Origin of the sequence: Sphingomonas natans (genome assembly GCF_030546695.1) — a bacterium.
Lineage (GTDB): Bacteria > Pseudomonadota > Alphaproteobacteria > Sphingomonadales > Sphingomonadaceae > Sphingomonas_I > Sphingomonas_I natans.
Window position 1 is genome coordinate 625,748 of the sequence record NZ_JAUOTP010000001.1, and the last position, 26,540, is coordinate 652,287.

The window sequence follows — 26,540 nt, forward strand, 5'->3', positions numbered from 1 at the left end:
ATCTCCCATGGTAGCTGTGCATCAGAAGCGGCCCCGGAAGCCGGCATAATAGCTGCGGCCCAATGTGCCATAGCGCGCCACCGTCGCATACGTCTCGTCGAACAGGTTCTCGACGCGCGCGAACAGCGCGACCTGCTTCGTTAGCGGCACTTCGCCGCGCAGATCGACGAGCGTATAGGGCGCGAGCCGCGTCGTATGCGTCGCATTGTCGAAGCTCTCGCCCGCCCAGCGGACCGCGACGCCGAGCGACGCGCCTTCGGGAATTGCATAGGTGACCGATCCGTTCGCGGTGTGACGCGGCCGGCGCGCGAGCTGATAGCCATAGGTCGCGACACCCGGCGAGCGATCCTCGGACGCCGTCCAGGTAAAATTGCCGTCGAGCGACAGGCGGGCGATCGGCTTCACCGCCGCGCTCGCCTCGATGCCCCGCGCGAAGGCGCGCGAGACGTTCTGATAATAGCCGAAGCGGCGCAGGGTCGTGCTGCCCGGCACGAAGCAGAGCGGCGACGTCGATGCCGTGGTGCAGCCCGTATAGATGATCAGGTCGCGCGAGCGGCGCTCGAAATAGGTCGCGCCGAAGCTGACCTTGCCGTCCCACAGATGCTGCTCGGCCCCCGCATCCCAGCCCTTCGCCCGCTCGGGATTGAGCGCCGTATTCCCGTATTCCGAGAAGAGCTGATACAGCGTCGGCGCCTTGAAGCCCTCGGAATAGCTGGCGCGCAATACAGTGCCGGTCGAAAGCGCCCAGGCCGCACCGCCCGAAAACAGCGTCTTGCTGCCATAGCGATTATGATCGTCGTGGCGGACGCCCCCGGTAAGCGTCAGGCCCTTGATCAGCTCGGCATTGACCTGTCCGTAGATGCCGGTCAGCTCGGCCTTGCCGCGCGCGGGCGCAGGGATCGGCGTCGCCAGCGCGGAGGGAGGCGAGACGCTGCGGAACGAGCTGCGCTCATTCTCGATCCCGAACACCGCATCCACGCCCGACGTCACCGCGAGCGAGCCCTGATATTCGATGCGCTTGTTCTTGCCCGCCGCGTCGAACGTCTGTGCGCGGGGCAAGGTCGGGTTGTAATTGTCGCGATTTGTGTCGGTATAGCCGTAGGCGACGCGGTTGCGCAGCCGCCCGTCGAACAGATCGACGTTCAGGCCGGCATAGCCGACGAACTCCTTGTTGAGGCTATATTCGAAGCTGTCGCCCGAGAAGCCGTCGATATCGACGCGCCCGTTCGAATAATAACCGCGCACGTCGGCGCTGACGCCGTCGGCGATCTCCAGCACCGCGCGCCCGGTGACGCTCTGGTTGGTATAGCCGTCACGCTCGCGGCCGCCGGCCGACGGCGCGATCGCCGAGATGCCGTCGGTCGTGAAGGCCTGCGCGCCGATCCGCCACGCCAGCGGCCCGGTCAGCCCGCCGATGCCGGCGCGCCCGCTCGCGGTGCGGCGGCTGCCCGCTTCCGCATCGAAGCTGCCCTCGAGGCTCTTGGTCGGCAGCGGCGTGACGATATTGACGACGCCGCCGATCGCCTGGCTGCCCCAAAGCGTCGATTGCGGCCCGCGCAGCACCTCGATGCGTGCGGCGTCGCCCGTCAGCAGGTTCGCGAAATTATAGCCGCCGCCCGTGCTCGACGGATCGTTGAGCTTCACCCCGTCGATGACGACGACGGTCTGGTCGCTCTCCGCGCCGCGGATGCGTAGCGATGTCGCGGTGCCGTAGCCGCCGTTGCGCGACAGGCTCACGCCCGGCGTGCGCAGCAGCAAGTCCGCCACCGAAAGGTCGCCGGCGCGATCGATATCGACCTTGTCGAGCACCGTGATCGAGGAGGCGATCCGATCGATCGAGACTGGCGAGCGCGTCGCGGTGACGACAATCGTCGACGGATCGGCGGAATCGCTGCCGGCCGTGGCCGGAACGGCAGCGGCATCCGGCTGCGGCGCCTCGGGCGCGAACTGCGCAAGGGCGGTGGCCGGCGCGAACAGAGCAAGGCCGGCGATCAGAACAGCATTCTTCATTATAGTCCCCCGTAACAACAAGCGACCCCGGCCCGCTTGTGCGAACCGGAGTGGTTGAAGTCGTCTCTCGGGTTTCCCCGTCCGTTCGGCGCACCCTGGCCGATCGAAGGACGACCGCGACGGGCAGGTCTCCTGGCTTGCGGGTCGCCGCCCTCCTTGCCGCCTTCTCAGGGTCGAAACCCCAATGGCATGTGGCAAGGTGACTCACCGCTCACAGTTGCAGGGGCAGCCGGGGTCTCGAACCCCGTTCCCTATTAATCTCCCTCGCGGGAAAACCTGTCGCGAAACGGCCCTTAGGCGGGGAAAAGCGTGTCGGTCAACGGGGGTGCGCGATCAGCAGATCACGCGATCCCCGACGCGGCGGCATGCCTGGGGCTTCGTCCAGTCGGGCAGGACCAACGCCGCGACGCCGAGCGAGACGACCAGCAAGGCGACGGCGGACGTGCGGACGATATTGTTCGATTTCATGGCGGCGCGTGTAGCGCCGCCCCTCTCAACGAGCCGTTACCGACCGCCCGGCCGTCAGACGGCGAGCTGGCTCGCCGCCTTGGCCGCCGCCGTAACCGCCGCATAATCCTCGATCTTGCGCGGCACGATCCAGCTGCCGCCGACGCACAGCACTTCGGGGATCGCCAGCCACGTCGGCGCGGTCGCCAGGCTCACGCCGCCCGTCGGGCAGAAGCGCGCCTGATAGAAAGGCGCCGCCAGCGCCTTCAGCGCGGGGATGCCGCCGGCGGCTTCGGCCGGGAAGAACTTGAAATGGCTGAGGCCCAGATCCAGCCCGAGCATGATGTCGGCGGCGTTGGCGGTGCCCGGCAGGAACGGCACGCCGCTCTCAATCGCGGCACGGCCGAGTTTCTCGGTCAGCCCCGGGCTGACGATGAACGTCGCACCCGCATCGATTGCGCTCTGGAGTTGCGTCTCGTTCGTCACGGTGCCCGCGCCGACGACCGCGCCCTCAACCTTCGCCATCTCGCGGATCACGTCGAGCGCCGCCGGGGTGCGCAGCGTCACCTCCAGCGCGCGGATGCCGCCCGCGACGAGCGCCTCGGCGATCGGCCGCGCCTGCGCGGCGTCGTCGATCACGAGCACCGGGATTACCGGCGCGAGGGTCATGATGCTGGCGATGTCGTTCAAGCGTGCCTCCGCGAGTTGCAATTCAGCCCAGCCCCTGCGTCCGCGCCCAGGCGAGGAACAGGTCGGGCCAAGCCTCGGCCGGCTTGCCCATCGCAAGCCGCAGCCCGAAGCCATGTCCGCCGGCCGTGAACAGATGCGTCTCGACCGGCACGCCGGCCTTCTTCAACGCCGCCCGATAAAGCAAGCTGTTCTCGACGGGCACCGCCGGATCGTCCTCGGCATGGACGAGGAAGGTGGGCGGCGTCTCGCGCGTGACATTGTTCGCGGGCGTGTGCGCCGCCTCCAGCGCGGGCGAAGCGTCCTTGCCGACCAGCAATTCGCGCGAGCCCGAATGCGCGATCGGCAGCGTCATCGATTGGACCGCATAGATCGGTGCGGACACATCGGGCCGCGCGCTCAGCCGGTCCGCCGCATCAACAGGCGCATAGACTTTCGAGCCGAAACGCGTCGAAAGGTCGCCGCAGACATGTCCGCCTGCGGAAAAGCCCATCGCCGCGATCCGCTCGGGCTGCAGCGCATAATCCCGCGCGCGATGCCGGATGATCCGCATCGCCCGCTGCGCATCGGCCAAAGCCACGTCCGGTCCCGCCGCCCAGCCGTCGCCCGGCAGGCGATAGAAGAGCACGAACACGATGAAGCCGCGCGCCGACAGCCAGCGCGCAATCTCATAGCCCTCCTTGTCGATCACGATGCGCGCATAGCCACCGCCGGGCGTGACCAGCACCGCCGATCCGTTCGGAATGCGCGGCCGGAACACGACGAGCCGCGGCCGGGTGACGCCCCGCACCGCGCGATCGGTGAGCGAGGCATCCTTGCTGCGCTCGTCGACCGTCTCCACCGGCGGCTTCGCCGGCATGCCCGGCGCGCCCTTCGGCCACAGATCGATCGTCTCGTCGGGCTCGGGCAGCCCGGCGGCAATATGACCGCCCGCGACGGACGGCGGCGGCGTCTGCGCCTCCGCGCTGGACGCCAGGCCCGTGATCGCAGCGGACAGGATCAGCGTGCGACGGTCGATCATCGGCTCAGCGGCGCACGTCCAGCCCGCCGGCGAGGAAGGCATCGATATCGGCCTGACGGAACAAGGCGGCATCGCCGGGCAGCGAATGCTTGAGCGCTGTCAGCGCGAGCCCGACCTGCGCGGCCTTCGCGATATCGCCCCCCTGGCGCAGCGCGTGAAGCACGCCCGAAGCGAAGGCGTCGCCACCGCCGATCCGATCGACGATGCCCGCGAGCACGATCTCCTCGGTCTGGGCATGGCCCTCGCGCGAATCCAGCCGCGCCGACAGGCGATGCTGGTCGACCGTATCGACGTGGCGCGCGGTCGAGGCGATGAGCTGGAGCTTCGGAAAAGCCTCGAACGCGGCATCCGCCGCCTTCTGCCGGCGATCCTCGCCATCGCCGCCGAAATCGCGGCCCAGCAGCAGCGCGATGTCGCGATGATTGCCGAACAATATCTCGGCGCGCGACACGAGCTCCATCAAAATCTCGCGCGGCTTGGCGTCCCAGCGTTCCCACAGTTTCGCGCGATAATTGCCGTCGAACGAGATCGGGACATTGCGCGCCGACGCCGCCTCGGCGGCGATGATCGCGGCCTTGGCCGAGACCGGGCCGAGCGCGGGCGTGATGCCGGACAAATGCAGGCGATCGACGCCGTCGAGCAACGTATCCCAGTCCCACGCATCGGCGGGCGCCTCGGCGAAGGCCGACCCGGCGCGATCGTAGATCACCTCGGTCGCGCGCATCCCCGCGCCCGACGTGACGAGATAGAGCCCCATCCGCTCGCCCGCGAGTTGGATCGCCTTCGTGTCGATCCCATGCCCGCGCAGCGTGCCGACCGCCGAACGCCCGAGATCATTGTCGGGCACGCGGCTGACGAAGCCGACATCATGCCCGAGCCGCGCGAGCGCGGTCGCGACATTGGCCTCCGCGCCTGCGACCCACACGTCCAGCTTGGGCGTCTGGAGCAGCATCTCGCGCCCCGGGGGCGAGAGGCGCAGCATGATCTCGCCGAAGGCGAGGAATTTAGCCATTCATATTCTCCGTCCCTGCCCCGTTTGGTTCGAGCAGCTTCGAGCTTGTCGAGAAGCGCCCGTCGAGAACTTGGTGCAGGCTTCTCGACTGCGATCTCGACAAGCTCGATCTTCGCTCGAAGCAAACGGTTGGGGGCTAGCCTCGCGCAATCGAGTTCAGCGCCCCATCCACCCGCCGTCGACGGTCAGGATATGGCCCTGCACGTAGTCCGACGCCGGCGCCGACAGGAACACCGCCGCCCCGCCCAGATCCGACGCCGCACCCCAGCGCCCGGCCGGAATCCGCTCGAGGATCTGGCGGTTGCGCGTCTCGTCCGCGCGCAGCGCCTCGGTGTTGTTCGTCTCGATATAGCCCGGCGCGATGCCGTTGACGGTCACGCCCTTGGCCGCCCACTCATTGGCGAGCAGCTTGGTCAGCCCCGCCACGCCCGATTTGGACGAGGTGTAGCTCGGCACGCGGATGCCGCCCTGGAAGCTCAGCAACGAGGCAATGTTGACGATCTTGCCATAGCCCTGCGCGATCATGTGCCGCCCCGCCGCCTGGCACAGGAAGAACACCGACTTCAGATTGGTGCCCATCACCACATCCCAATCGGCCTCGGTGAAATCCACCGAATCCGCGCGGCGGATGATGCCCGCATTGTTGATCAGAATGTGGAGCCCGCCGAGCTTCTCGACCGCCTCGTCCACCACGCGCTGGACCGGCTCGATCGAGGAGAGGTCGGCCGAGACGATCTCGGCCTTCCGCCCCAGCGCGCGCGCTTTCTCCACCGTCTCGGTCGCGGGCGTGCGGCCGACCGCGGCGATGTCGGCGCCGGCTTCCGCCAGCGCCAGCGCGATCGCCTGGCCGATGCCCGTATTGGCGCCGGTGACGATCGCCACCTTGCCCGACAGATCGAAGATGTTCGCCATGCTGCCCGCTCCGCTTACTGGAGCTGGCAGATGTCGAGGACGTTCATGTCCGTATAATCGAGATTCTCGCCGGCCATCGCCCAGATGAAGGCGTAGGACTTGGTGCCCGAACCCATGTGGATCGACCAGGGCGGCGAGATCACGGCTTCCTCGTTCTGCATGACGATATGGCGGGTCGCCTCGCCCTCGCCCATGAAGTGCATCACGCGATCCTTGTCGAGATCGTCCAGCTCGAAGTAGAAATAGATCTCGCTGCGGCGCTCGTGGATGTGCGGCGGCATCGTGTTCCAGACCGAGCCTTCCTTCAGGACGGTCAGGCCCATCACCAGCTGCGCGCTCTCGCAGATGCCGGGGATGACGAGCTGGTAGATCGTCCGCTCGTTCGATTCCGCGAGGCTGCCGCGCTCCAGCTTGGTCGCCTGCTCGGTCGAGATCTTGCGCGTCGTGAACGCCTTGTGCGCGGGGCACGAGGCCAGATAGAAACGCGCGCCGTCGCCCGAGAACTGGACGTCCTTCGCGCCCATCGTCACGTAGAGCGTGTCCTTGTTGGCGAGCTCGAACGTCTCGCCGTCGACGGTGACGGTGCCGAGCACCTTGCCGACATTGACGACCGCGAGTTCGCGCCGCTCGAGGAAGGGATGGCCCGCCGCCGAGGCCGGCTCGGTCTGGTCGGGAAGCTTCACGCTGCCCGAGACCACAGCTACGCCGCCGATCACGAAGCGCTCGGCGTGCGTGTAATTGAGCACGACCTCGCCGTCGCGGAACAGGCCCTGGATCAGGTAGCGATCGCGCAGCTCTTCATTGTTGACGCACTCCATCATGTCGGGGTGCGTGCCGTAATAGGTCTTGTCGAACATCGGGATCTCCGGGGAAAAGAGGGTCAGGCCGCGCGCGCGGCGGAAAGGGGCGTGTCGATGCGATAGGCCTTGCGGACGAGGCCGTTGGTCAGCTCGTGGGCCAGCTCGACCGCCTCCCAATCCTCGATCCGGTGCTCGGCGACAAGCCGGGCAAGGAAGCTGCAATCGACGCGGCGGGCGACATCGTGCCGCGCCGGGATCGAGAGGAAGGCGCGCGTATCGTCGTTGAAGCCGACCGTATTGTAGAAGCCGGCCGTCTCGGTCGTCGTCTCGCGGAAGCGGCGCATGCCCTCGGGGCTGTCGTGGAACCACCAGGACGGGCCCAGCTTCAGGCACGGATAATGGCCCGCGAGCGGCGCCAGTTCGCGCGCATAGACGCTCTCGTCGAGCGTGAAGAGGATGATCGACAGCTCGGTGCTCGTGCCGAAGCGATCGAGCAGCGGCTTGAGCGCGCGGACATAATCGGTGCGGCTCGGAATGTCGGCGCCCTTGTCGCGGCCGTGGCTCGCGAACAGGCCGGCATTGTGGTTGCGGAAGGCGCCCGGATGGATCTGCATGACCATCCCGTCCTCCACCGACATCGCCGCCATCTCGGTCAGCATCTGCGCGCGGAACAGCTCGGCATCGTCGAGCGTCCACGCGCCCTTCGTCACCTTCGCGAACAACGCCTCGGCCTCGACGGTCGAAAGATTGGCGGTCTGCGCGGTCGGGTGGCCGTGGTCGGTCGCGGTCGCGCCGGCGGCGCGGAAATCGGCGCGGCGCTTGCGGTGCGCAGCGAGATAGCCGGTCCAGCTATAGACGTCCTCGCCGGTCACTTCGGCGAAGGTCGCCATCGACGCGGCGAAATTCTCATGCTCGACGTCGATGACCGCATCGGGGCGATAGGTCGTGACGACGCGCCCGCCCCAGCCCGAGCGATGGATCCGATGATGCGCCGAGAGATCGTCCTGCGGTCCTTCGGTGGTCGCGAGGAAATCGATGCGGAAGCGATCGAACAGAGCGCGCGGGCGGAACGCCTCGCTCGCCAGCTTCTCGTTGATCGTGTCGAAATAGAGATCGGCGGTCGCGCCTTCCAGCGCCACGTCGATGCCGAACACGTCGGCGAACACATGGTCGAGCCACATGCGCGAAGGCGTGCCGCGGAACAGGCGATAATTGTCCGCGAACAGGCGCCACGCCTTGCGCGGGTCGGTCGCGGGCACGCCGCCACGATGCGGGATCGCCAGATCGTCGAGCGCGATGCCCTGGCTGTAGAGCATCCGGTACACATAATGATCGGGCGCGAGCAGCAGGGTGGTCGCGTCGGTCCAGTTCTGGTTGTCGGCGAACCAGGTCGGATCGGTGTGCCCGTGCGGGCTCACGATCGGCAGGCCGGATATTTCCGCATACAGGCTGCGCGCGATGCCGCGCATCGTCGGATCGCTCGGGAACAGCCGGTCCGGATTGAGCTCGAGTTGCCGTGCCATCTTGGTCCTCCTTGGGTACTCCGGGGGAGCAGGCGAGGCGCTGGTAAGCGGTGTCACGGCCCTATGCAACCGTGGATGGGCGTCAGTCGATCGGCGGCGCGACCGATCCACGCCGGATGAGCGTCGAGATGAACAGAGAGGGCTCCTCGACCAGTTCCTCTTCCTCCCCGACCCCCGAAATCAGCTTCAGCGCCGCCGAGCGGCCCATCGACACGGTCGGCCAGCGCACCGTCGTCAGCGGGGGCCAGACATGCGCAGCGACGGGCGTATCGTCGAAGCCGATGATCGAAAGATCGCGCGGGATATCGAGCCCGCGCGCGCGCGCCGCATGCATGACGCCCGCCGCCATCGTGTCGCTGGACGAGAAGATCGCGGTCGGCCTCGGGGTCAGATCCAGCAGGCGCTCTGCGGCGACGAGCCCGGATTCGAACGTATAGTCGCCACCCGCGATCAGGCTGCGCTGGAGCGGCAGGCCCGCCTCGCGCAAAGCATCCTCGAATCCCGCGCGCCGCTCGGTCGCGGAGCGGAAGCCCTGCGGCCCGGCGATCAGCCCGATCCGGCGATGCCCCTGCTCGATCAGATAGGCGACCGCGCCGCGCACCGCCTCGCGATCGTTCGACGCGACCATATGCGCGTCGTCGTCCAGCGAGACCGAGCACATCCGCACATAGCGGCAGCCGATCTCGCGGCAGAGCTGGACGATCGACTCATTCTCGCTGATCGGCGGCATCAGCAGCACGCCGAACAGGCGCTGCCGCTCGAGGAAATAGCGCAGATCGCTGAGCATGCTCTGCGCGCCGCGATTGAGCGGGCGGACGACAAGCTCGAACTCGGTGCCCTGCAGGCCCTCCAGCATCCCGCGCTGGACGTTCATCACAGTCTGCGCGTTCGGATTGTCGTGGACGAGGCCGACCAGATAATTGCGCCTCAGCGCGAGCGCGCGCGCCTGCGGATTGGGAATATAGCCGATATCGGCGATGACCGTCTCCACGCGCAGCCGCGTGTCCCCGTTGAGCAGGGGGGACTTGTTGATGACGCGGCTGACCGTCTTCTTCGAGACGCCCGCGATCCGCGCCACGTCGTTGATCGTCGGCTGCCCCGTTTTCTGCATAGACAGTGCCCCCATCGTCGCCGGCCCCCGCCGCAGCCTTGCAGAAATGCGCTCGGCCCCGTACTTGACACCGGTTCCCCTAAGACCTGTTACCGAAAGGCTCAAGGCGTGCCCGAAGCGATCCGTATCCATCCCGCTGACGATGTCGCGACGATGCTGGCGGACGTTGCCGCAGGCGAGACCGTGACGCTGCCCGGCCTGGAACTGACGGCGCTCGACGCGGTCGCGCGCGGCCACAAGATCGCGCTCCGGCCGATCACCGAGGGCGAGGCGATCCGCAAGTTCGGCGCGCCGATCGGGCATGCAACGGCGGCGATCGCGCCAGGCCAGCATGTCCATTCGCATAACCTGCACACGGGCCTGACCGGCACGCTCGATTATCGCTTCGAAGCGGGCGCGCCGCCGCCGCCGGAGCCCAACGGGCAGCGCGGCTTTCTCGGCTATCGCCGTCCAGACGGCCGCGTCGGCACGCGCAACGAGATCTGGATCCTGCCGACGGTCGGCTGCGTCGCGCGCACCTCTCAGCGCATCGCCGAGAAATCGGCCGCACTCGCCGAGGGCAAGGTCGATGGCGTCCACGCCTTCAGTCACCAGTTCGGCTGCTCGCAATTGGGCGACGATCTCGCCGGCACGCGCCACGTGCTCGCCAGCCTCGCATGTCATCCCAATGCGGGCGGCGTGCTGATCGTCGGCCTCGGCTGCGAAGAGAATCAGATCGATCAGTTGCTGGCGGACGTGCCCGAATGGCGCCGCCCGTTCATCCGCACCGTCACCTCGCAATTCGCCGAGGACGAGACGGCCGACGGCATCGCCAAGGTCGCCGAGCTGATCGAGATCGCCGCGCAGGCGAAGCGCGAGATGGTCGGGCTGGAAGCGCTCGTGCTCGGCGTGAAGTGCGGTGGATCGGACGGGCTCTCGGGGCTGACCGCCAACCCGCTCGTCGGGCGGATGAGCGATCGCGTCGCCGAGGCCGGCGGTAGCGTGATCCTGACCGAAATCCCCGAAATCTTCGGCGCCGAGCATCTGCTGATGCAGCGCGCTTTGGGCGCCGAGGCGTTCGATCGCATCGGCGAGCTCGTCAACCGCTTCAAGCAGGGCTTCATCGATATCGGCGAGCCGGTCTCCGAGAACCCCTCCCCCGGCAATGTCGCCGGCGGGATCACGACGCTGGAGGAGAAATCGCTCGGCGCGGTCCAGAAGGGCGGCCACGCGACCGTCGTCGACGTGATCGATTATGGCGCGCGCATCAGCCGCCACGGCCTGACTTTGCTGGAGGCGCCCGGCAACGATGCCGTGTCCTCGACCGCGCTCGCCGCGGCAGGCGCGACCGTGATCCTGTTCACCACCGGGCGGGGCACGCCGCTCGGCTTTCCCGTGCCGACCGTGAAGATCGCGTCGAACAGCGCGCTGGCCGCGCGCAAGCCCGGCTGGATCGATTTCGATGCGGGCGCGGTGCTGGAGCAGGGCTTCCCCGCGACCGAGGAAGCGATGCTCGATCATATCCGCGACATCGCCTCGGGCGCCGAGACCAAGGCCGAGATCAACGGCGAGCGTGAAATCGCCATCTGGAAGCGAGGCGTTACGCTGTGACGCCGAGCGCACGTACGACCGCAACATCCCGAACCCTTCGTGCTGAGCCTGTCGAAGCACCGTCCTTGTTCTCTGCCTCGGTCGAAAGGAAGAACGGCTCTTCGACAAGCTCAGGGCGAACGGGGTTGGGGCTGTGCCTGTCATCAAATCAAACTGTGAGCCTGTCGCTTTGAACCGCCTCAACGCCCGCCAATTGGCTGACCTGCCTTCCACGATCACCGCCCCGGGCCATGCGATGCCGAGCAAGACCGGCATCGTCCATTTCGGCCCCGGCGCGTTCCACCGCGCGCATCAGGCGGCCTATATCGATACGGTCCTCGATCACGATCCGCGCTGGGGCATTGCCGCGGTATCGCTGCGCACGCGCGGCACGATCGCCGCGCTGGAAGAGCAGGCCGGCGCCTATACGATCGGCATCCGCGATGCCGCGCCCGGCTGGCGCGTGATCGCCGCGCACAACCGCTTCCTCGCCTCGGACGACGCCGCCGAGACCGCGGCCTTGCTCGCCTCGCCCGATGTCGGCCTCGTCACCACGACCGTGACCGAGAAGGGCTATTGCCTCGCCCCGGACGGCACGCTCGACGCCAACCACCCGGATATCGTCCACGACATCTCCGGCGCGCCCACGCCGCGCAGCGTGATCGGCTGGATGGTTTCCGGCCTCGCCGCGAGGCGCGCTGCGCGGATCGCACCGTTCGTGCCGATGCCGTGCGACAATCTCGCCAATAACGGCGCCAAGCTTCATGCCGCACTCGCGGCCTTCGCCCGCCTGCGCGACCCCGAGCTCGCGCGCTGGATCGAGGGCGAGGTGCGCGTACCGGGGACGATGGTCGATTCGATCACTCCCGCTTCCGACACCGCCTTCCTCGACATGGCTGAGGCCGCGCTCGGCCGGCGCGACGACGCCGCCGTCCAGCGCGAGACCTTCGTCCAGTGGGTGATCGAGGATATCGGCCGCCCGCTCGGCCCCGATCTCGGTGGCGCGGGCGCGACGATCACGAACGACGTCGCCGGCTATGAGAATGCCAAGCTGCGCCTGCTCAACGGGCCGCATTCGACGCTGGCCTATGTCGGGCTGCTGCGCGGCCATGCGAGCGTCGCAGAGGCGATGGGCGATGCCGCGCTCGCCACCTTCGTCGAGGCGATGATGAAGGACGAGATCGCGCCGATGCTGCGGCAGGTGCCCGGCCTCGATCTCGGCGCCTATATCGCCGCAGTGCTCGGCCGCTTCCGCAATCCCGCGATCATCCACAAGCTGGAGCAGATCGCGATGGATGGCTCGCAGAAGCTTCCTTACCGGCTCGTTGATACGCTCGCCGAGGCGCGTAGGCGCGGGCTGATGCCAGCGCGGATCGTCGCGGCGCTCGGCTGCTGGATCACCTTCGCGATGCAGCGCGCGCGCACCGGCACGACGATCGTCGACCCGCTCGGCACGACGATCGCCGCCGCCGCGGCCGACGGCGATGCCGGGACCGTCCTCGCCCGCCTGCTCGACGCAGGCATCCTCCTGCCTCCCGAGCTTGCCCGCGACGAGGCGCTCGTCGCCGCGATCGCCGGCGCGGCGGACGCGGCTTTCGCCGGAAATTGGGACAGGATAGGCTTGGCCCGATGAGCGGGATCGCGTCGGGGCGAGCGGGCATGCTTGTCACTGACACCGGTTTCCATTAATCGGCCGCGAGTTCGAAAACGGAGGGGAAGAGGCGTTGACGTCCGACACCGGCAGCCAGAATCTAAGCCAGATCGCGCACGCCTTCGTGACCGCGCGCAAGTCCCGCACCGCGCTTCTCACCTATCCGGGCACCATTCCGGCGAGCATCGCCGAGGCTTATGAGGTTCAGGACCAGGCGATCGCGCTTTATGGCGACGAGGTCGGCGGCTGGAAGGTCGGCCGCATCAATCCCCCCGTCGATGGCGTGAACCGCCTCGCCGGCCCGATCTTCACCGACGTCATCTTCGACGAGACGCCCGCGCCGATCGCGATGCCCGTCTTCGGCGAGGGCTTCGCCGCCGCCGAAGCCGAGTTCCTGCTGCGCATCGGCACCGCGCCAGATCCCGCCAAGACGAGCTACACGATCGAAGAGGCGGCAACGCTGCTCGATGCGGTGCATATCGGCATCGAGATCGCCAGCTCGCCTTATCCGGGGATCAACGCCGACGGCCCGCTCGTCACCATCTCCGATTTCGGCAACAACAACGGCCTCGTCATCGGCGCCGAAATCCCGAACTGGCGCGATCGCGATCTCAACGCCTGGATCGTCGAACTCGACATCAATGGCGAGCCGATCGGCAGCAAGACCGCCGCCGAAATGCTCGACGGCCCGATCGGCGCCGCGCGATTCCTCTTCGAGGTGATGGCGAAGCGTGGCATCGCGCTGACGCCGGGGCAGTGGATCTCGAGCGGCGCGGTCACCGGCGTCCATCCGGTCGCGGTGGGCGATGCGGTCGAGGTGCGGTTCGACCGCCGGCTCGTGACCAGCTGCACGATCACCGCGCTCTAAAAGAACAAGGGAGAGGGACCGATGGCCACAGAAGCAGCGCCGGAGGTCATCGCCGCCGCCGAGCGGGTCGGCAAATATCGCTGGGTGATCTGCGGGCTGCTCTTCGCGGCGACCGCGATCAACTATGTCGATCGCCAGATGATCGGGCTCCTGAAGCCGACCATTTCGGCCGAGCTCGGCTGGAACGAGACGACCTATGCCGACATCGTCTTCTGGTTCCAGGCGGCCTACTCGATCGGCTATCTGAGCTTCGGCAAGATCGTCGACATGGTCGGCGCGCGGATCGGCTATTCGGTCGCCTTCCTGATCTGGACGCTCGGCCACACGCTCTGCGGCTTCGTCGGCAACGCCTTTCAATTCTCGCTCGCCCGCGCCGTGCTGGGTCTCGGCGAATCGGGCAATTTCCCCTCGGGCATCAAGGCGACGACCGAGTGGTTCCCTGCGCGCGAGCGCGCGCTCGCCACGGGCATCTTCAACGCCGGCGCCAATGTCGGCGCGATCGTCGCGCCCTTGCTCGTGCCCTTGCTGACAGCCCTCTACGGCTGGCGCATGGCGTTCGTCGTCACCGGCGCGGGTAGCCTCGTCTGGCTGATCGCCTGGATCGCCATCTATCGCCGCCCGCGCGAGACGAAGGCGCTCACCGCCGGCGAACTGGCCTATATCGAGAGCGATCCCGCCGATTCCTCCGAGAAGATCGGCTGGCTGCGGCTGCTGCGCTATCGCGAGACCTGGGCGTTCGCGCTCGGCAAGTTCCTGACCGATCCGATCTGGTGGCTGTTCCTGTTCTGGACGCCCGATTTCCTCGCCAAGACCTATCATCTCGATCTGCTGAGCTTCGGCCCGCCGCTGGTCGTCATCTATCTGATTTCGGACATGGGCAGCGTCGCGGGCGGCTTCGCCTCGTCGAAGATGATGCAGCGTGGCCTCTCCGCCAACGTCGCGCGCAAGCTGACGATGCTCGCCTGCGCCTTCCTGATCATGCCGATCTTCTTCATCCAATATGTGAGCGGGCTGTGGCAGGCGGTCGCGATCCTCGGCCTCGTCACTGCCGCGCACCAGGCCTTCTCCGCCAATATCTACACGATCCCATCGGACATGTTCCCGCGCAACGCGGTCGGCTCGGTCATCGGCATCGGCGGCACGTTGGGCGGGATCGGCGGCATGTGCATGGCCAAGTTCGTCGGTTACGTACTGGATACGACGGGCAGCTACACGCCGATCTTCGCGGTCGCGGGCAGCGTCTATCTGATCGCGATCCTCGTCATCCACCTCCTCTCGCCGCGCCTCGCGAGGGTCGACCGGATCTGATCGTCCCGGCGACGGGCAAGAGCCCGCGCCATTCTCCGGAGAGCCCACACGTGCAGACCCGCGCCGCCTCGTTGCTGAAACTCGGCATCCTATCGCTGAGCCTCGCTGGCCTCGTCCCGGCGGCGGCAGCGCCGGACGCGACGGGCCTCCTCTTCCGCCTCTCCGCCGACAAGGATCTCGTCGCCGATGTCGCGACGGGCGACGCCCAGCCCAATTTCCTGAGCGGCGTCACGATCACACCCGATGGCGCGATCGGCAGCGCGGTGCGCTGGCCCGACGACGGCTATGTCGCGTGGAAGGCGCCCGGCAACATGGCGGCGCAGCGTGGCACGCTCTCCTTCTTCTGGCGCGCACGCCAGCCGGTCGGCGAGACGCCGTTCGTATTGTTCCGCACCGGCTTCGCCGATCATACGAGCTGGGACATGGCGTTCCTGCGGATCGACTGGAATGGCCACGGCTTCGACGCCTTCGTCACCGACGCCAATCTGTCGCGCGTCCGCGTCTCGTGGACAATCCCCACCCCGCCGACGCCCGAGGCGTGGCACCATCTCGCCTTCGCCTGGGACGAGACGGTCGGCGTCCGCCTGTTCTGGGACGGCAAGCTCGTCGCCTCGAAGCTGCAGAAGGCCGATCTCGACAGCGGTCTCGATCAGTTCGGGCTCGCCGCGCGGATCATGTCGCCGCACCAGGTGCAGAGCCGCTACAGCTTCATGCGCGGCAGCGATTTCGACGAGATCCGCGTCTACGATCACATGCTGGCGACAGGCGACGTCGCCGCGCTCGCCGCGAAGGGCGATCCCGCTCCCGCCTCTGCCCTGTCCGACAGCGCCGCGCGCCAGCTAGCGTGGCTGCACCGCTACGGCTGGGACAAGGCCTCGCCCCCCGTCCTCGCCGATCCGGTCACGCGCGTCCGCAAGGTCGAGTTCGCCGACGCGAAGGATCTGAAGGCATGGATGTGGAAGGGCGTCGACGGCATCCCGGAGACGACCTGGCCCGGCGTCTATAATCGCTCGCGCCTGCCCGGCCGCGACGATTATTTCGAGCTGCCCGACTGGAACACCTATGTCGAGGGCGGCAAGACCTACGACCTGACCTTGCCCACCGGCGAGGCGTTCAACCGCGTCGAGATACGCGGCGCGGCCTATGGCGATCTCGCCTGGTCGGCGGACGGCACGCGCTATGCGAGCCTCGCCAAACGCCCGCAGGGCGTGGTCCGCTCGGTCATGGATCTCACCGAGCGCACCGGCGGCAAGCTGCGCTTCACGAACGTGATGCAGGAGCAGCCGATCCAGGAGATCTGGGCCTATGACATAGGCGCGGGCAAGGAGCCCGAAGGCACGTTCAAGCTCAGCTACAAGATCGATGCCTCGGCTGCGCCCGATCTTGCGGTACTGACCGATCTCAACGCCTTCATCGCGAGCCGCTACGCCCCCGACGAGCGCAGCACATTGCTTGCCATGCCGATCGGCGGTGCGCGCGCCGCGGTCGGCGCGGGCGATGCCGCCGCGGCGGGCGCCGCCGTCCGCCCCAAGGGCCTCGCCCCGATCGTCCATATCCTGATTCCGGCCGGCTTCGGCGAGGCGCCGCCCGGGCGCCCGTTCGCACGCGCCTGGGCCTATGGCTGGCAGAACATCCATGACGGGCTTGACGGCATCGCCATCGACATTCCCGCGCTGAAGCTCAAGCCGCGTCCCGACGGGCTGATCCCGCTCAACATCAAGGTCAAGGATCCGATCTGGCCGGGCCGCGACATGATCGATCTCTCGGTCTCGGTTCGCCCGAACGAAAAGCGCACGCTCTGGCTCGATCTGCGCGATCGCATCCTGTCCAATGACAGCCTCTATCTGACGATGGCCTCCGCCGCGCCCGACTTCGACGCGCAGGCGCTCGACGGGGCGGCGATCCGGCTCGTGTTCAAGGATCGCGCCGCCGCGCTCGAGGAGCATGTCGCCGACCGGCTCAATCAGGTGAAGGACAATTGGGCCTTCCTCGTCGAGGAACATACGACCTCGAAGCGCGCGGGCCTCTACCAGCGTCTCTATGCCGACACGACCGATCTGCTGCGCGTCGATCCCGACAATCTGGAGGGCCGCGCTTACTGGGCGGACATCAATTACACGCCCGCCAACCTGCCGCCGGTTACCCTCCCCGCCATCCCGGCCGGCGTGCCTGCCTGGGCCGCGCGCCAGCTCCAGGATCTCGCCGCGACGCGCCGCTTCGTCGATTGGTGGATCGACGAGCGGCAGGTGCCTTATGGCGATTTCGGCGGGGGCATATCCGACGATGATGATCTGACCGGCCAGTGGCCGGGGCTCGCTCTGATGGGAGTCCAGCCCGACAAGATCAACGCCTCGCTGCGCGCGCTGACCGAGGCCTCGTATCGCAACGGCATGCACACCAACGGGCTCGGCACGATCGAGACCGACGAGCTGCACACCTATGAGGAAGGGCTCAACGCGGACGCTGAGCGGCTTTATCTGAACTGGGGCGAGCCCGTGGCCCTCGAGCGGCTGATGGCGACGGCCAGGGCGCTGCACCGCGTCGCGCTCGTCAACCCGGCCGGGCATCTTCATCTCGCCAGCAGCTGGTATGGCGGGCGCCAGATCCACCGCGACGATCCCTGGTCGTGGCAGAAGCCCTATGGCTTCCTGATCCTCCACGCGCCGACCCTGCTCGGCCTCTACAACGGCAATCCGGATGCGCGTGGGCTCGTCACCGGGCTGATGGATGGCTGGATCGCGCACGGCAAGCAGGCCGCCGATGGCATCTGGTCCTTCCCGAACGAGATCAACTTTTATTCGGACAAGGAGCGTGTCGGCGACGGCGGCGGTGCCACGACGGTGCTGCAGCCCGCCTGGGCCGCCTATCGCTTCACGGGCGACGCCAAATATCTGCGCCCGATTCTCGGCCGCGTGGCCAAGGCCGGCCCGTCGGCGCTCGCCGAGTTCAACGAGAATAGCTTCGATGTGCTCCCGGAGGGGCCAGCTTGGCGCAAGGCGCTTGCAGGCAAGGCCGGCACCGATTCCTTCTCGCGCTATGCCGCCTGGGCGCAGACCGGCGATCTCGCCCCGCTCGCCGCGCTCCACACGGATTCCTTGCGCGACAAGATGCAGCATGAGGCGATGCTGACGACCGGCCATTGGTGGTCCGATCGCGTCGATTCACCGAGCGACATTCTCCAGCGCGAGCGGCTCGGCGGCGTCGCGCTCCGGCGCGGCCTGTTCTGGCCGGGTAACACCGTCAGCTGGCGCTTCGCCGATTCCGCAGCCGCCGAGCAGGTTGCGATCCTCGTCCCCGGCGCGACGCCCGATCGCTTCCGCGTCATCGCGTACAACACCAGCGCGGTGCCGCAGCGCGCGACGATGACCGGATGGAGCGTCACCGCCGGCCGCTGGACGATGAAGGCCGCGACGAGCATCGACGAGGGCAAGACGCTGGCCTCGTCCGCCCCTGACACTCAGGTCACGCTGGAGCGCGGCGCGGGCGTCGAGGTGAGCTTCGCACCGAACACCACCACCGTCCTCGATTTCGCGCTGGCCACGCCGACGACACCCGCCGCGGACCGCGCCGATCTCGGCATCGGTACGGACGACGTGGTCCGGCGCGGCCGCGCTGTCGCGGTGACGGTCCACAGCCTCGGCGCGCACGACGCGGTCGGCGGCACGGCCGAACTGGTTGGCGCGGATGGCAGCGTACTGGCGACGGCTACCGTCCCCACGCTCGCCGCCCCGCTCGATCTGACGCCAAAGACGGCGGCCATCCGGCTGACGCTCCCCGCCGGCATCGCGCCCACCTCGGTCCGCGTCCGCCTTCGGCTTCCGAACAACGCGCCGGAAGTGACCTATCTCAACAACGAGATCCCGCTCCGGTGATCCTCGGCCGCCGCACCCTGATCGCTGGCGCGGCAGCCACCGCGTTCGCCGCGCGCCTGCCCGCCGCCGGCTCTGCCGACGCGGAGGCGACGGCCGCGCTCGACGCCGCCGCCGCCGAGAAGGATCCCGCCAAGGCGCTTGCCTTGCTGCGCAGCATTTCGAGGAAGGGCCTCAGCCGCGCCCGCGCGCTCGATCTTGAGGCCGCGCGCGCCGGGCTCGCGATCGATGTCGCTCTGGCCGATGCCACCGCCGCCACGCGCTATACGCTGCAACTCCAGCGCGCGATCGGCAGCGATCTCGATCCCGCGCGCGCGCGGGCGCGGCTGGAGGCGGAACTGCAGCGGCTCCACGCCCGCGCCGCGCCGCTTTTCGCCCGCCTGGGAGACACGTCGGGCGACATCGGCGCGCGCTACAGCCGCCTGTGGCGCGACGAGCGCTATCTCTATGCAGACGACGAAGCCGGCCGCGCCCGCGCCGTCGCCGACATGAACGCGACGCTAGCCGGGATGCGCGATCGCCTCCCCCTCGCGTTCGCGGGCCTGCCCCCGTGGTGCGCGAACGTCTCGACGCGCGCGCTCAATCCTGCCGAGATCGCCGCGGGCAAGAACGGCTACCGCGCGCCGCCCACCGCCGATGCGCCCGGCCTCTACATCGTCGATCTGAAGGACATACGGCGCCGCCCGAGCTGGACGCTGCCGAGCGTCGTCGCGCACGAATTGCTGCCCGGGCATATGGTCCAGCTGCCGCTCGCCGCGCCGCACCCGCTCCGCCAGCGCTACACCGTCAATTATCCGGAAGGCTGGGCGATCTATGCCGAGCAGCTCGCCGCCAGCGAAGGCGCGTTCGCGGCCGATCCGCGGGTCGAGCTCGGCCATATCCATTGGCTGCTGTTCCGCGTCGGCCGCGCGCTCGTCGATCTCGGCATCCACCGGTCGGGCTGGTCGATCGAGGCCGCGCGCGCGAAGCTCGTCGCGTGGCAGGGCGAGCCAGCCTATTTCGCGCCCTTCGATCCCGATCTCGCGCGCACCGCGAAGGAGCCCGCCGGCTGGGCCTCGCATGCCTTGATCTGGCTCGCCCTCGCCGATCGCGCGCCGCGCACCGGCTCGCGCAAGCGCTTCCACGCGAGCGTCTTAGTCGATGGCCCGCTGCGCACCGAGAATATTGGCGCTAGGATGCGCGCATGATCGAACGCATCGGCCACATCAACATCAAGACCCCGCTCTTCGCGGAGACCTGCGCCTTCTACGAGGCGTTGTTCGATCTGCGCCGCGTGCCCGCGCTGACGATGGCCGATCAGGAGCGCAATGCCTGGCTTGCCACCGCCGAGGGGCAGCCCGTCATCCACGTCAACACCGGCGAAACGCCCGCCCCGAGCGGCCCGGCGCGGCTCGATCATGTCGCGTTCGAATGCCGCGATGTGGCGGCGATGCGCGCGCGCCTCGACGCGCTCGGCGTCCCCCACGTCCACGCCGTCTCGCGCGTGCCGACGCTCGAGCAGGTGTTCTTCACCGACCTCAACGGGATCCGGATCGAGCTGACCTTCGATACGGCAAACATCCCCCAATCCCGTTCGTCCTGAGCGAAGTCGAAGGACGGGCTGCAAGCGGGGCGTCTGCCCGGATCACATGCTTCGACTCCGCTCAGCACGAGCGGGGATCGGATGAGAACGGCTTAGGATCAGCCTTCGCGCAGCATCGCCTCGGTCTTGCCGACCGCCGGCGGCGTGCCGACATCGAACCACAACCCCTGGTGGACGACACCGTAGAGTCTACCGGAGGCGATCGCCCGATCGAACAGCAGGTTCATTGAAAAGGACCCCGCCGGCACGTCCGCGAACAGCCGCTTCGAGACGATCTGCACGCCCGTGAACACGAACGGCGCCACGCGCCCGGCCTTGCGCCGCGAGAGCCGGCCGGCCGCATCCATGTGGAAATCGCCCTGCCCGTTGTGGCAGTTCGCCCGCGCCAGCGGCACGACCAGCAGCAGGCAATCCATCTCGGCGTCGTCCCAACGGTCGCCGAGCAGGCGGATCGCGTCGATCGGCCCGTCGATCCACAGATTGTCGCTGTTGACGACGACGAAGCGGTCGTCCTCCAGCAGCGGCAGCGCCTTGGCGATCCCGCCGCCCGTCTCGAGCAGTTCGCCGCGCTCGTCGGAGAACAACAGCTCGATCCCCTTGGCGCGCTTGAGGTGTCCCTCCAGCGCATCGGCCAGATAGTGAAGATTGACGACCGCGCGCTCGACGCCCGCCGCGCGCAGCCGGTCCAGCGCATGATCGATGAGCGGCTTGCCCGCCACCTCCACCATCGGCTTGGGCCGCATCGCGGTGAGCGGGCGCATCCTCTTGCCCAGCCCCGCGGCGAGCAGCATCGCGGTCCGGATCGGCGCGGTGCTCGGTTGCGGCCGGAGCGCGAGCGGTGCCTTGCGGCTCACGACCGATGGCCTTCCCAATGGCCGGCGCGCTTCTCGACCGGCACGGCGGCGTCGAACCACGCCTTGACCGGCGCCAGCGCCGGATGCGCGAGATCGCGCTCCAGATAGGCCCATACGCGCGGCTGGTAGCCTAGGTAACGCGGCTTGCCATCACGCTTCCACAGCCGGGTGAAGATGCCGAGGATCTTCGTATTCCGCTGCGCGCCGAGCAGCGCGTAGGCGGCCTCGTCGACCGGCCCATAATGAGCGAGCATCGCCGCCTCCAGCTCGGGCGAGACGTCGCGCCGCGCATCCTGCAGCAGCGAGACCAGATCATAGGCCGGATGCCCCGCCAGCGCGTCCTGAAAGTCGAGCAGGCCGAGGCTGCCGTCGCCCAGCAGCATGATATTCTCGGCATGATAATCGCGCAGCGCGGTCACGCTCCGGTCGGCCGCGATCGGCGCCAGCGCCTCGTCCCATGCCTCCGCATAGCCCGGCGGCACATCGAGCCCGACGGCAGGCATGTACCAGTCGGGGAACAGAGCCGCCTCGCGCTGATAGACCCCCATGTCGTAGGCCGGCAGCGGCCCGGCGGGATGGCGATGCAGGTCGCGCAGCAGATCGATCGCGGCGGTGTAGATCAGCGTCTCGCGCGCCGGATCGGCGGCGATCATCTCGGCCATCCGATCGTCGCCGAAATCCTCGAGAAGGATCAGCCCTACCGCCAGATCGCGCGCCATCACCTTCGGCGCGGCAAACCCCAGAGCGTGCAGATGATCGGCGACAGCCAGGAATGGGCGGCTATCCTCATGCTGCGGCGGCGCATCCATCAGCACCGCCGTCCGGCCGTCATCGACGACGCGGAAATAGCGGCGGAACGAGGCATCGCCCGCAAGCGGCAGGATCATCGCCCCGCCCCAGCCGTGCGTTTGCAGAAAGGCCGGCGCGGCGTCCGGCGGGGTCATGATCAGGGGGCTGGCGGCCATCGCCGCTCCCAAGACGGACCCGCTTCCCAAGTCAAGCGACGGCCGCCCTCCGGCCCCGTCTCGATCGACAGAGCGAGCGCATCGGGCCACCGGCCGGGGCCGAGCCGTTCGGCCCATTCGATCACGAGCGCGGTGTCGACGAGCGCATCGTCGAGCCCCAGTTCCTCCGCCTCCTCCGGATCGTCGATCCGATAGAGATCGACATGCCAGACGGGCACGCGCAGCTCCTCATAGGCGATCACGATCGGGAAGCTCGGGCTTGGCGCGTCCTCGTCGAGCCCGAGGCCTGCGAGCAGCCCGCGCGCCAGCGTCGTCTTCCCCGCACCCAAGGGCCCCGCCAGCGTCACCACGTCGCCGACCCGCAAGCGCGCCGCCAGCGACCGGCCCAGCGCCGCGGTCTCGTCGGGGCCTGCGAGCGCAAGCGACCCGCGCGTCATGCGGCCTCGGCTTCGCGGCCGAGCGGCAGCAGCACGAAAACGCTCGTGCCCCGCCCAATCTCGCTCTCCATTCGGATCGTCCCGCCATGCGCCTCGACGAGCTGGCGCGACAGAGGCAGGCCGACGCCCCCGCCGCGGCGACCGGCCGGCTCACCTTCGCCCGTGCTCTCGCGGCTCAGCCGATCGAAGATCCGCGTCGTCTTGTGGTCGGGTATGCCGCGGCCGTTGTCCGACACGACGATCTCGGCGAAGCGCCCCGCCACGCGGCTGCGCACGAGGATACGCCCGCCCGCCGTCGTGTAGGCGACCGAATTGCGCAGCAGATGATCCATCACCTGGCGCAGCCGCCTCTTGTCGCCGAGCACGGTCTCGTCGCCCGAGGTGACGTCGATCGCCACGGTCAATCCCGCCGCATTGGCGGGATCGGCGATGGAGCGCGAGGCCTCGCGCACCAGATCGCCGACATTGACCGTCTCCATCTCCAGCGGCAGCGCGCCCGCCTCGCTCTGCGAGAGATCCAGTGCATCGCCCATCAGCGCGCTCAATCGCGTGACCGCCGACAGGATCGCATCGACATATTCGCGCGCCGGCGCGGGGAGATCGCCGGCATAGCCCGCCGCCAGCATCTCGGCGAAGCCGGCGATGGAGGTCAGCGGCACGCGCAATTCGTAGCTCATGCTGGAGACGAAGGCGTTCTTGAGGCTGTTCGCCTGCTCCAGCGCGTCGTTGCGCTCGCGCAGCGCCTCCTCGATTCCCCGGCTCGCGGTGATGTCGAGCAAGGTGAAGAGCGCATTGCCATCGGGCAGCGGGACCGCGGCAAATTCGAAATGGCGCCCGTCGTTCAGCGCGATCCGCCCCGAGCGCTGCTGCCGATCGATCGTCGCAGTGCGGACGAGTTCGCGAATCATCCCCGCGCGCGACGGATCCTGCAGCTTGGGCGCGAGCGCCTGGACGAGCATGTCGACGCGCGGATGCTGGACGAGTGCGGCCTCCTCCAGCCCCCAGATCTCGCGGAAGCGGTTGTTCCACAGATGCAGCCGACCATCCGCCGCGAAGACGCCGATCGCCTCGAACAGATTTTCGAAGGTGGCGGCGCGCACCCGCAGCAAGGTATCGCGCGCGCTGGCAAGCTGGAGATGCTCGGTCCGGTCCTCGAAGATCAGCAGCAGGCCGCCGTCCGGCAGCGGCTGGCCGACCACGCGCAGATGCGTCCCGCCCGGAAGCTGCCACGTCTCTTCGACCGGCTCCGGAGCGTGGAACCAGCCGCGTCGCTCGCTGCGCCAGCTGGGGAAATCGCGGATCTCGGGCGCGCGCTGCGCCTCGCGCATCCGTTCGAGAATGCGATCGAATTCGGGGCGATCCGAAAGCCAGTCCGGATCGAGATCGAACAGACGCATGAAGTAGCGATTGTAGAAGACCAGCCCCTGATCGGGGCCGAACTGCGCGACGCCTGCCGACAGACGATCCAGCATGTCACGCTGCGCACGAACGAACCGAACCAGATCGGCGCGCGCGTCCTCGAGTTCCTGTACGTCCATCGCGAAGCCGGCGACGCCGATCGAGCCGACCGGCACATCGACCACGCGCATCATCCGCCGCTCGCCGGTGATGATCGCGGGCGCGGTGCGCGTCGAGATATGGCCGTGCGCCAGCGTCGATCGCGCGACGGACTGGGCGGTGCCCTCGCTGTCCGTCTCGATCAATTCCATGCCGCGCCGGACGACCTCAGCGGCATTCTCAGCCTCCACCGCGCGGACGAAGGCGCTGTTGACGAGCGCGAGATGCAGATCGGGTCCGCGATACCACATCGGAAAAGGCGCCGCCTCGATCAGCGTGGAAAGCCCGTCCAGCGCCGCACTCAGCCGGCGCGTCTCGGCGGAGAGGCGATCGATCTGCTCGCTGCTTCCGCTGACGTCGGTGAGCCAGATAAGCACCGCGCGGTCCGACACGCCGGGCGCCGAATACGGGCCGCCCGCGAAACAGACGACGCGCATCGATCCGGGCAGCGCGACATATTCGGTGAAGCGCTTGCCCGTATCCAGCGATGCGATCAGGACGCCTTCGAGATGATCGACCGTCTCGCGATCGAACCCGCCGTCCAGCAGGTCGCTCAACGCGCGCGGCGCCTCCGGCAGGCCGAGCCATGCGGCCGCGCGGGGCGAGGCTTCGATCCGGCCATCGGGATAGATCAGCATCGGCACGGTAGGCGCCGCTTCCAGCAGCCCGGCGACGGCGCGCGCATCGGCCTCCACCCTCCGCGCGCGGATCGTGCGCGACAGGCCGAGCCAGGTCGCGACCGCCGCGAGGCAGAGCCATGCGGCGCCTGCCAACGAAAGCAGCGCGGCCGTGGAAGGCGGCGTCATCACGACCTCCACCTTCCCCGCCGCACTGTTATCGAGCCGTCCATCGGACGCTCTTATTCAGGCAAGCGGCGCAACTCACAAGCGCCACCTGCTCTTATCGATCAATAGCGATAATGATCGGGCTTGAACGGCCCTTCGGTCGACACGCCGATATAAGCGGCCTGCTTTTCCGTGAGCTTCGTCATCTTGACGCCGAGCTTGTCGAGGTGAAGCGCGGCGACCTTCTCGTCGAGATGCTTCGGCAGGACGAACACTTCGTTCTTATACTGGCCGGGCTTGGTCCACAGCTCGATCTGCGCCAGCACCTGATTGGTGAAGCTGGACGACATGACGAACGACGGGTGGCCGGTGGCGCAGCCGAGATTCACGAGGCGGCCCTTGGCGAGGACGATGATCTGGTTGCCGTCCGGGAACTTGACGATGTCGGTGCCCGGCTTGATCTCGGTCCACTCATAGTTCGACAGAGCCGCGATCTGGATCTCGCTGTCGAAGTGGCCGATGTTGCAGACGATCGAGTTGGGCTTCATCGCCTTCATGTGATCGGCGGTGATGACGTCGGCATTGCCGGTCGCGGTGCAGAAGATGTCGGCGCGCTTGACCGCATCCTCCATCGTCACGACCTCGAAGCCCTCCATCGCCGCCTGCAGCGCGCAGATCGGATCGATTTCGGTGACCATCACGCGCGCGCCGCCGTTGCGGAGCGACTGGGCCGAACCCTTGCCGACATCGCCGAAGCCGGCGACGCAGGCGACCTTGCCGGCGAGCATCACGTCGGTGGCGCGACGGATCGCGTCGACGAGGCTTTCCTTGCAGCCATACAGATTGTCGAACTTCGACTTGGTCACGCTGTCATTGACGTTGATCGCGGGGAAAGGCAGCTCGCCCTTCTTCGCGATCTCGTACAGGCGGTGGACGCCCGTGGTCGTCTCTTCCGAAACGCCCTTCAGGTTGCGCACCGTCTCGGTCACATAGCCCGGCTTGGCGGCGATGAACGCCTTCAGCGCGCGCTGGAACTCGACTTCTTCCTCATTCTCGGGCTCGCCGAACGACTGGCCGGCTTCGAGCTTCGCGCCCCAGAGCGCGAACATCGTCGCGTCGCCGCCGTCATCCAGGATCATGTTGGCGGTGACGCCGTCACCCCAATCGAAGATGTTGCCGACATAATCCCAATATTCGGCGAGCGTCTCGCCCTTGACGGCGAACACCGGAATGCCACGCGCGGCGATCGCGGCGGCGGCATGGTCCTGCGTCGAATAGATATTGCACGTCGCCCAGCGGACATCGGCGCCGAGCGCGACGAGCGTCTCGATCAGCACGGCGGTCTGGATCGTCATGTGGAGCGAGCCGGTGATGCGCGCGCCCTTGAGTGGCTGCGACGCGCCGAATTCCTCGCGCAGCGCCATCAGACCCGGCATTTCGGTCTCGGCAATCTCGATTTCGCGACGGCCGAACTCGGCAAGGCTGATGTCGTGGACAAGATAATCGGTGAAGGGGATTTGGGTGGCAGTGGCCACGATAGGTCTCCTCGGCGCGAGCCTGATGCGCAGCCCG

The 26,540-nt window shown here is 67.9% G+C and carries 21 protein-coding genes and 1 riboswitch; of the genes, 7 read left to right on the forward strand and 14 right to left on the reverse strand.

The window, feature by feature from the left end:
• Positions 1 to 21 precede the first annotated feature (21 nt).
• The 9 genes from Q4F19_RS03010 to Q4F19_RS03050 form a co-directional block, all read right to left on the reverse strand.
• Entirely contained in the window at positions 22 to 2,010 is a 1,989-nt protein-coding gene (locus Q4F19_RS03010) for a TonB-dependent receptor plug domain-containing protein (RefSeq protein WP_303539669.1), read from the reverse strand.
• A 105-nt stretch (positions 2,011 to 2,115) separates the two neighbouring features.
• Positions 2,116 to 2,305: riboswitch (cobalamin riboswitch) on the reverse strand.
• Positions 2,306 to 2,343: 38 nt separating this feature from the next.
• On the reverse strand, positions 2,344 to 2,478 hold the full coding sequence (locus Q4F19_RS03015) for a hypothetical protein (RefSeq protein ID WP_303539672.1): 135 nt from the start codon (positions 2,476 to 2,478) through the stop codon (positions 2,344 to 2,346).
• A 54-nt stretch (positions 2,479 to 2,532) separates the two neighbouring features.
• Positions 2,533 to 3,147 carry a bifunctional 4-hydroxy-2-oxoglutarate aldolase/2-dehydro-3-deoxy-phosphogluconate aldolase gene (gene eda, locus Q4F19_RS03020; protein ID WP_303539674.1) on the reverse strand — a complete coding sequence of 205 codons (615 nt, stop codon included), beginning with the start codon at positions 3,145 to 3,147 and terminating at the stop codon, positions 2,533 to 2,535.
• Positions 3,148 to 3,169: 22 nt separating this feature from the next.
• Positions 3,170 to 4,165, reverse strand: coding sequence for an alpha/beta hydrolase (locus Q4F19_RS03025; RefSeq protein WP_303539676.1), 996 nt, complete (start codon positions 4,163 to 4,165; stop codon positions 3,170 to 3,172).
• 4 nt (positions 4,166 to 4,169) lie between these two features.
• Entirely contained in the window at positions 4,170 to 5,177 is a 1,008-nt protein-coding gene (locus tag Q4F19_RS03030; protein WP_303539678.1) for a sugar kinase, read from the reverse strand.
• A gap of 156 nt (positions 5,178 to 5,333) precedes the next feature.
• Positions 5,334 to 6,089, reverse strand: coding sequence for a 2-dehydro-3-deoxy-D-gluconate 5-dehydrogenase KduD (kduD, locus tag Q4F19_RS03035; protein WP_303539680.1), 756 nt, complete (start codon positions 6,087 to 6,089; stop codon positions 5,334 to 5,336).
• Positions 6,090 to 6,103: 14 nt separating this feature from the next.
• Positions 6,104 to 6,946: a 5-dehydro-4-deoxy-D-glucuronate isomerase gene (gene kduI, locus Q4F19_RS03040; protein WP_303539683.1), complete on the reverse strand. Its 843-nt coding sequence runs from the start codon at positions 6,944 to 6,946 to the stop codon at positions 6,104 to 6,106.
• Between the two features lie 23 nt (positions 6,947 to 6,969).
• Entirely contained in the window at positions 6,970 to 8,412 is a 1,443-nt protein-coding gene (uxaC, locus tag Q4F19_RS03045) for a glucuronate isomerase (protein WP_303539685.1), read from the reverse strand.
• Between the two features lie 82 nt (positions 8,413 to 8,494).
• Entirely contained in the window at positions 8,495 to 9,523 is a 1,029-nt protein-coding gene (locus Q4F19_RS03050) for a LacI family DNA-binding transcriptional regulator (RefSeq protein WP_303539688.1), read from the reverse strand.
• Between the two features lie 108 nt (positions 9,524 to 9,631).
• Here Q4F19_RS03050 and Q4F19_RS03055 point away from each other — a divergent pair, with 108 nt between their 5' ends.
• From Q4F19_RS03055 to Q4F19_RS03085, 7 genes are all read left to right on the forward strand, one after another.
• Positions 9,632 to 11,113 (forward strand): UxaA family hydrolase, encoded by a 1,482-nt coding sequence (locus tag Q4F19_RS03055; protein WP_303539690.1) that lies wholly within the window; start codon positions 9,632 to 9,634, stop codon positions 11,111 to 11,113.
• Between the two features lie 193 nt (positions 11,114 to 11,306).
• Positions 11,307 to 12,725, forward strand: coding sequence for a mannitol dehydrogenase family protein (locus tag Q4F19_RS03060; protein ID WP_303539691.1), 1,419 nt, complete (start codon positions 11,307 to 11,309; stop codon positions 12,723 to 12,725).
• 91 nt (positions 12,726 to 12,816) lie between these two features.
• On the forward strand, positions 12,817 to 13,611 hold the full coding sequence (locus Q4F19_RS03065) for a 2-keto-4-pentenoate hydratase (protein ID WP_303539693.1): 795 nt from the start codon (positions 12,817 to 12,819) through the stop codon (positions 13,609 to 13,611).
• Positions 13,612 to 13,632: 21 nt separating this feature from the next.
• The gene (locus tag Q4F19_RS03070; protein ID WP_303539695.1) at positions 13,633 to 14,919 is read left to right on the forward strand and encodes an MFS transporter; all 1,287 of its coding nucleotides are present in this window, start codon (positions 13,633 to 13,635) and stop codon (positions 14,917 to 14,919) included.
• Positions 14,920 to 14,969: 50 nt separating this feature from the next.
• On the forward strand, positions 14,970 to 18,791 hold the full coding sequence (locus Q4F19_RS03075) for a LamG-like jellyroll fold domain-containing protein (protein WP_303539697.1): 3,822 nt from the start codon (positions 14,970 to 14,972) through the stop codon (positions 18,789 to 18,791).
• Complete coding sequence (locus Q4F19_RS03080; RefSeq protein WP_303539698.1) at positions 18,788 to 19,975, forward strand: DUF885 family protein; 1,188 nt, start codon at positions 18,788 to 18,790, stop codon at positions 19,973 to 19,975. The genes Q4F19_RS03075 and Q4F19_RS03080 overlap by 4 nt, the downstream gene beginning before the upstream one ends.
• Positions 19,972 to 20,370, forward strand: a complete 399-nt coding sequence (locus tag Q4F19_RS03085; RefSeq protein ID WP_303539699.1) for a VOC family protein — start codon at positions 19,972 to 19,974, stop codon at positions 20,368 to 20,370. Before Q4F19_RS03080 ends, Q4F19_RS03085 begins: the two co-directional genes overlap by 4 nt.
• A 98-nt stretch (positions 20,371 to 20,468) precedes the next feature.
• On the opposite strand, the gene Q4F19_RS03090 is transcribed toward Q4F19_RS03085, so the two are convergent.
• From Q4F19_RS03090 to ahcY, 5 genes are all read right to left on the reverse strand, one after another.
• Entirely contained in the window at positions 20,469 to 21,224 is a 756-nt protein-coding gene (locus tag Q4F19_RS03090) for a nucleotidyltransferase family protein (RefSeq protein WP_303539700.1), read from the reverse strand.
• Positions 21,221 to 22,168: an aminoglycoside phosphotransferase family protein gene (locus Q4F19_RS03095; protein WP_303539960.1), complete on the reverse strand. Its 948-nt coding sequence runs from the start codon at positions 22,166 to 22,168 to the stop codon at positions 21,221 to 21,223. Before Q4F19_RS03095 ends, Q4F19_RS03090 begins: the two co-directional genes overlap by 4 nt.
• 2 nt (positions 22,169 to 22,170) lie before the next feature.
• Complete coding sequence (gene tsaE / locus Q4F19_RS03100; RefSeq protein WP_303539701.1) at positions 22,171 to 22,626, reverse strand: tRNA (adenosine(37)-N6)-threonylcarbamoyltransferase complex ATPase subunit type 1 TsaE; 456 nt, start codon at positions 22,624 to 22,626, stop codon at positions 22,171 to 22,173.
• Entirely contained in the window at positions 22,623 to 24,989 is a 2,367-nt protein-coding gene (locus Q4F19_RS03105; protein ID WP_303539703.1) for a sensor histidine kinase, read from the reverse strand. The genes tsaE and Q4F19_RS03105 overlap by 4 nt, the downstream gene beginning before the upstream one ends.
• Positions 24,990 to 25,090: 101 nt before the next feature.
• The gene (ahcY, locus tag Q4F19_RS03110) at positions 25,091 to 26,503 is read right to left on the reverse strand and encodes an adenosylhomocysteinase (protein WP_303539705.1); all 1,413 of its coding nucleotides are present in this window, start codon (positions 26,501 to 26,503) and stop codon (positions 25,091 to 25,093) included.
• Positions 26,504 to 26,540: the final 37 nt, after the last annotated feature.

What these genes read in the sequence shown, in the direction of transcription:
- Q4F19_RS03010 (WP_303539669.1), bottom strand. Translation starts at nt 2,010, where the DNA reads ATGAAGAATGCTGTTCTGATCGCCGGCCTTGCTCTGTTCGCGCCGGCC.
- Q4F19_RS03015 (WP_303539672.1), bottom strand. Translation starts at nt 2,478, where the DNA reads ATGAAATCGAACAATATCGTCCGCACGTCCGCCGTCGCCTTGCTGGTC.
- Q4F19_RS03025 (WP_303539676.1), bottom strand. Translation starts at nt 4,165, where the DNA reads ATGATCGACCGTCGCACGCTGATCCTGTCCGCTGCGATCACGGGCCTG.
- Q4F19_RS03030 (WP_303539678.1), bottom strand. Translation starts at nt 5,177, where the DNA reads ATGGCTAAATTCCTCGCCTTCGGCGAGATCATGCTGCGCCTCTCGCCC.
- kduD (WP_303539680.1), bottom strand. Translation starts at nt 6,089, where the DNA reads ATGGCGAACATCTTCGATCTGTCGGGCAAGGTGGCGATCGTCACCGGC.
- kduI (WP_303539683.1), bottom strand. Translation starts at nt 6,946, where the DNA reads ATGTTCGACAAGACCTATTACGGCACGCACCCCGACATGATGGAGTGC.
- uxaC (WP_303539685.1), bottom strand. Translation starts at nt 8,412, where the DNA reads ATGGCACGGCAACTCGAGCTCAATCCGGACCGGCTGTTCCCGAGCGAT.
- Q4F19_RS03050 (WP_303539688.1), bottom strand. Translation starts at nt 9,523, where the DNA reads ATGCAGAAAACGGGGCAGCCGACGATCAACGACGTGGCGCGGATCGCG.
- Q4F19_RS03070 (WP_303539695.1), top strand. Translation starts at nt 13,633, where the DNA reads ATGGCCACAGAAGCAGCGCCGGAGGTCATCGCCGCCGCCGAGCGGGTC.
- Q4F19_RS03085 (WP_303539699.1), top strand. Translation starts at nt 19,972, where the DNA reads ATGATCGAACGCATCGGCCACATCAACATCAAGACCCCGCTCTTCGCG.
- Q4F19_RS03095 (WP_303539960.1), bottom strand. Translation starts at nt 22,168, where the DNA reads ATGACCCCGCCGGACGCCGCGCCGGCCTTTCTGCAAACGCACGGCTGG.
- tsaE (WP_303539701.1), bottom strand. Translation starts at nt 22,626, where the DNA reads ATGACGCGCGGGTCGCTTGCGCTCGCAGGCCCCGACGAGACCGCGGCG.
- Q4F19_RS03105 (WP_303539703.1), bottom strand. Translation starts at nt 24,989, where the DNA reads ATGACGCCGCCTTCCACGGCCGCGCTGCTTTCGTTGGCAGGCGCCGCA.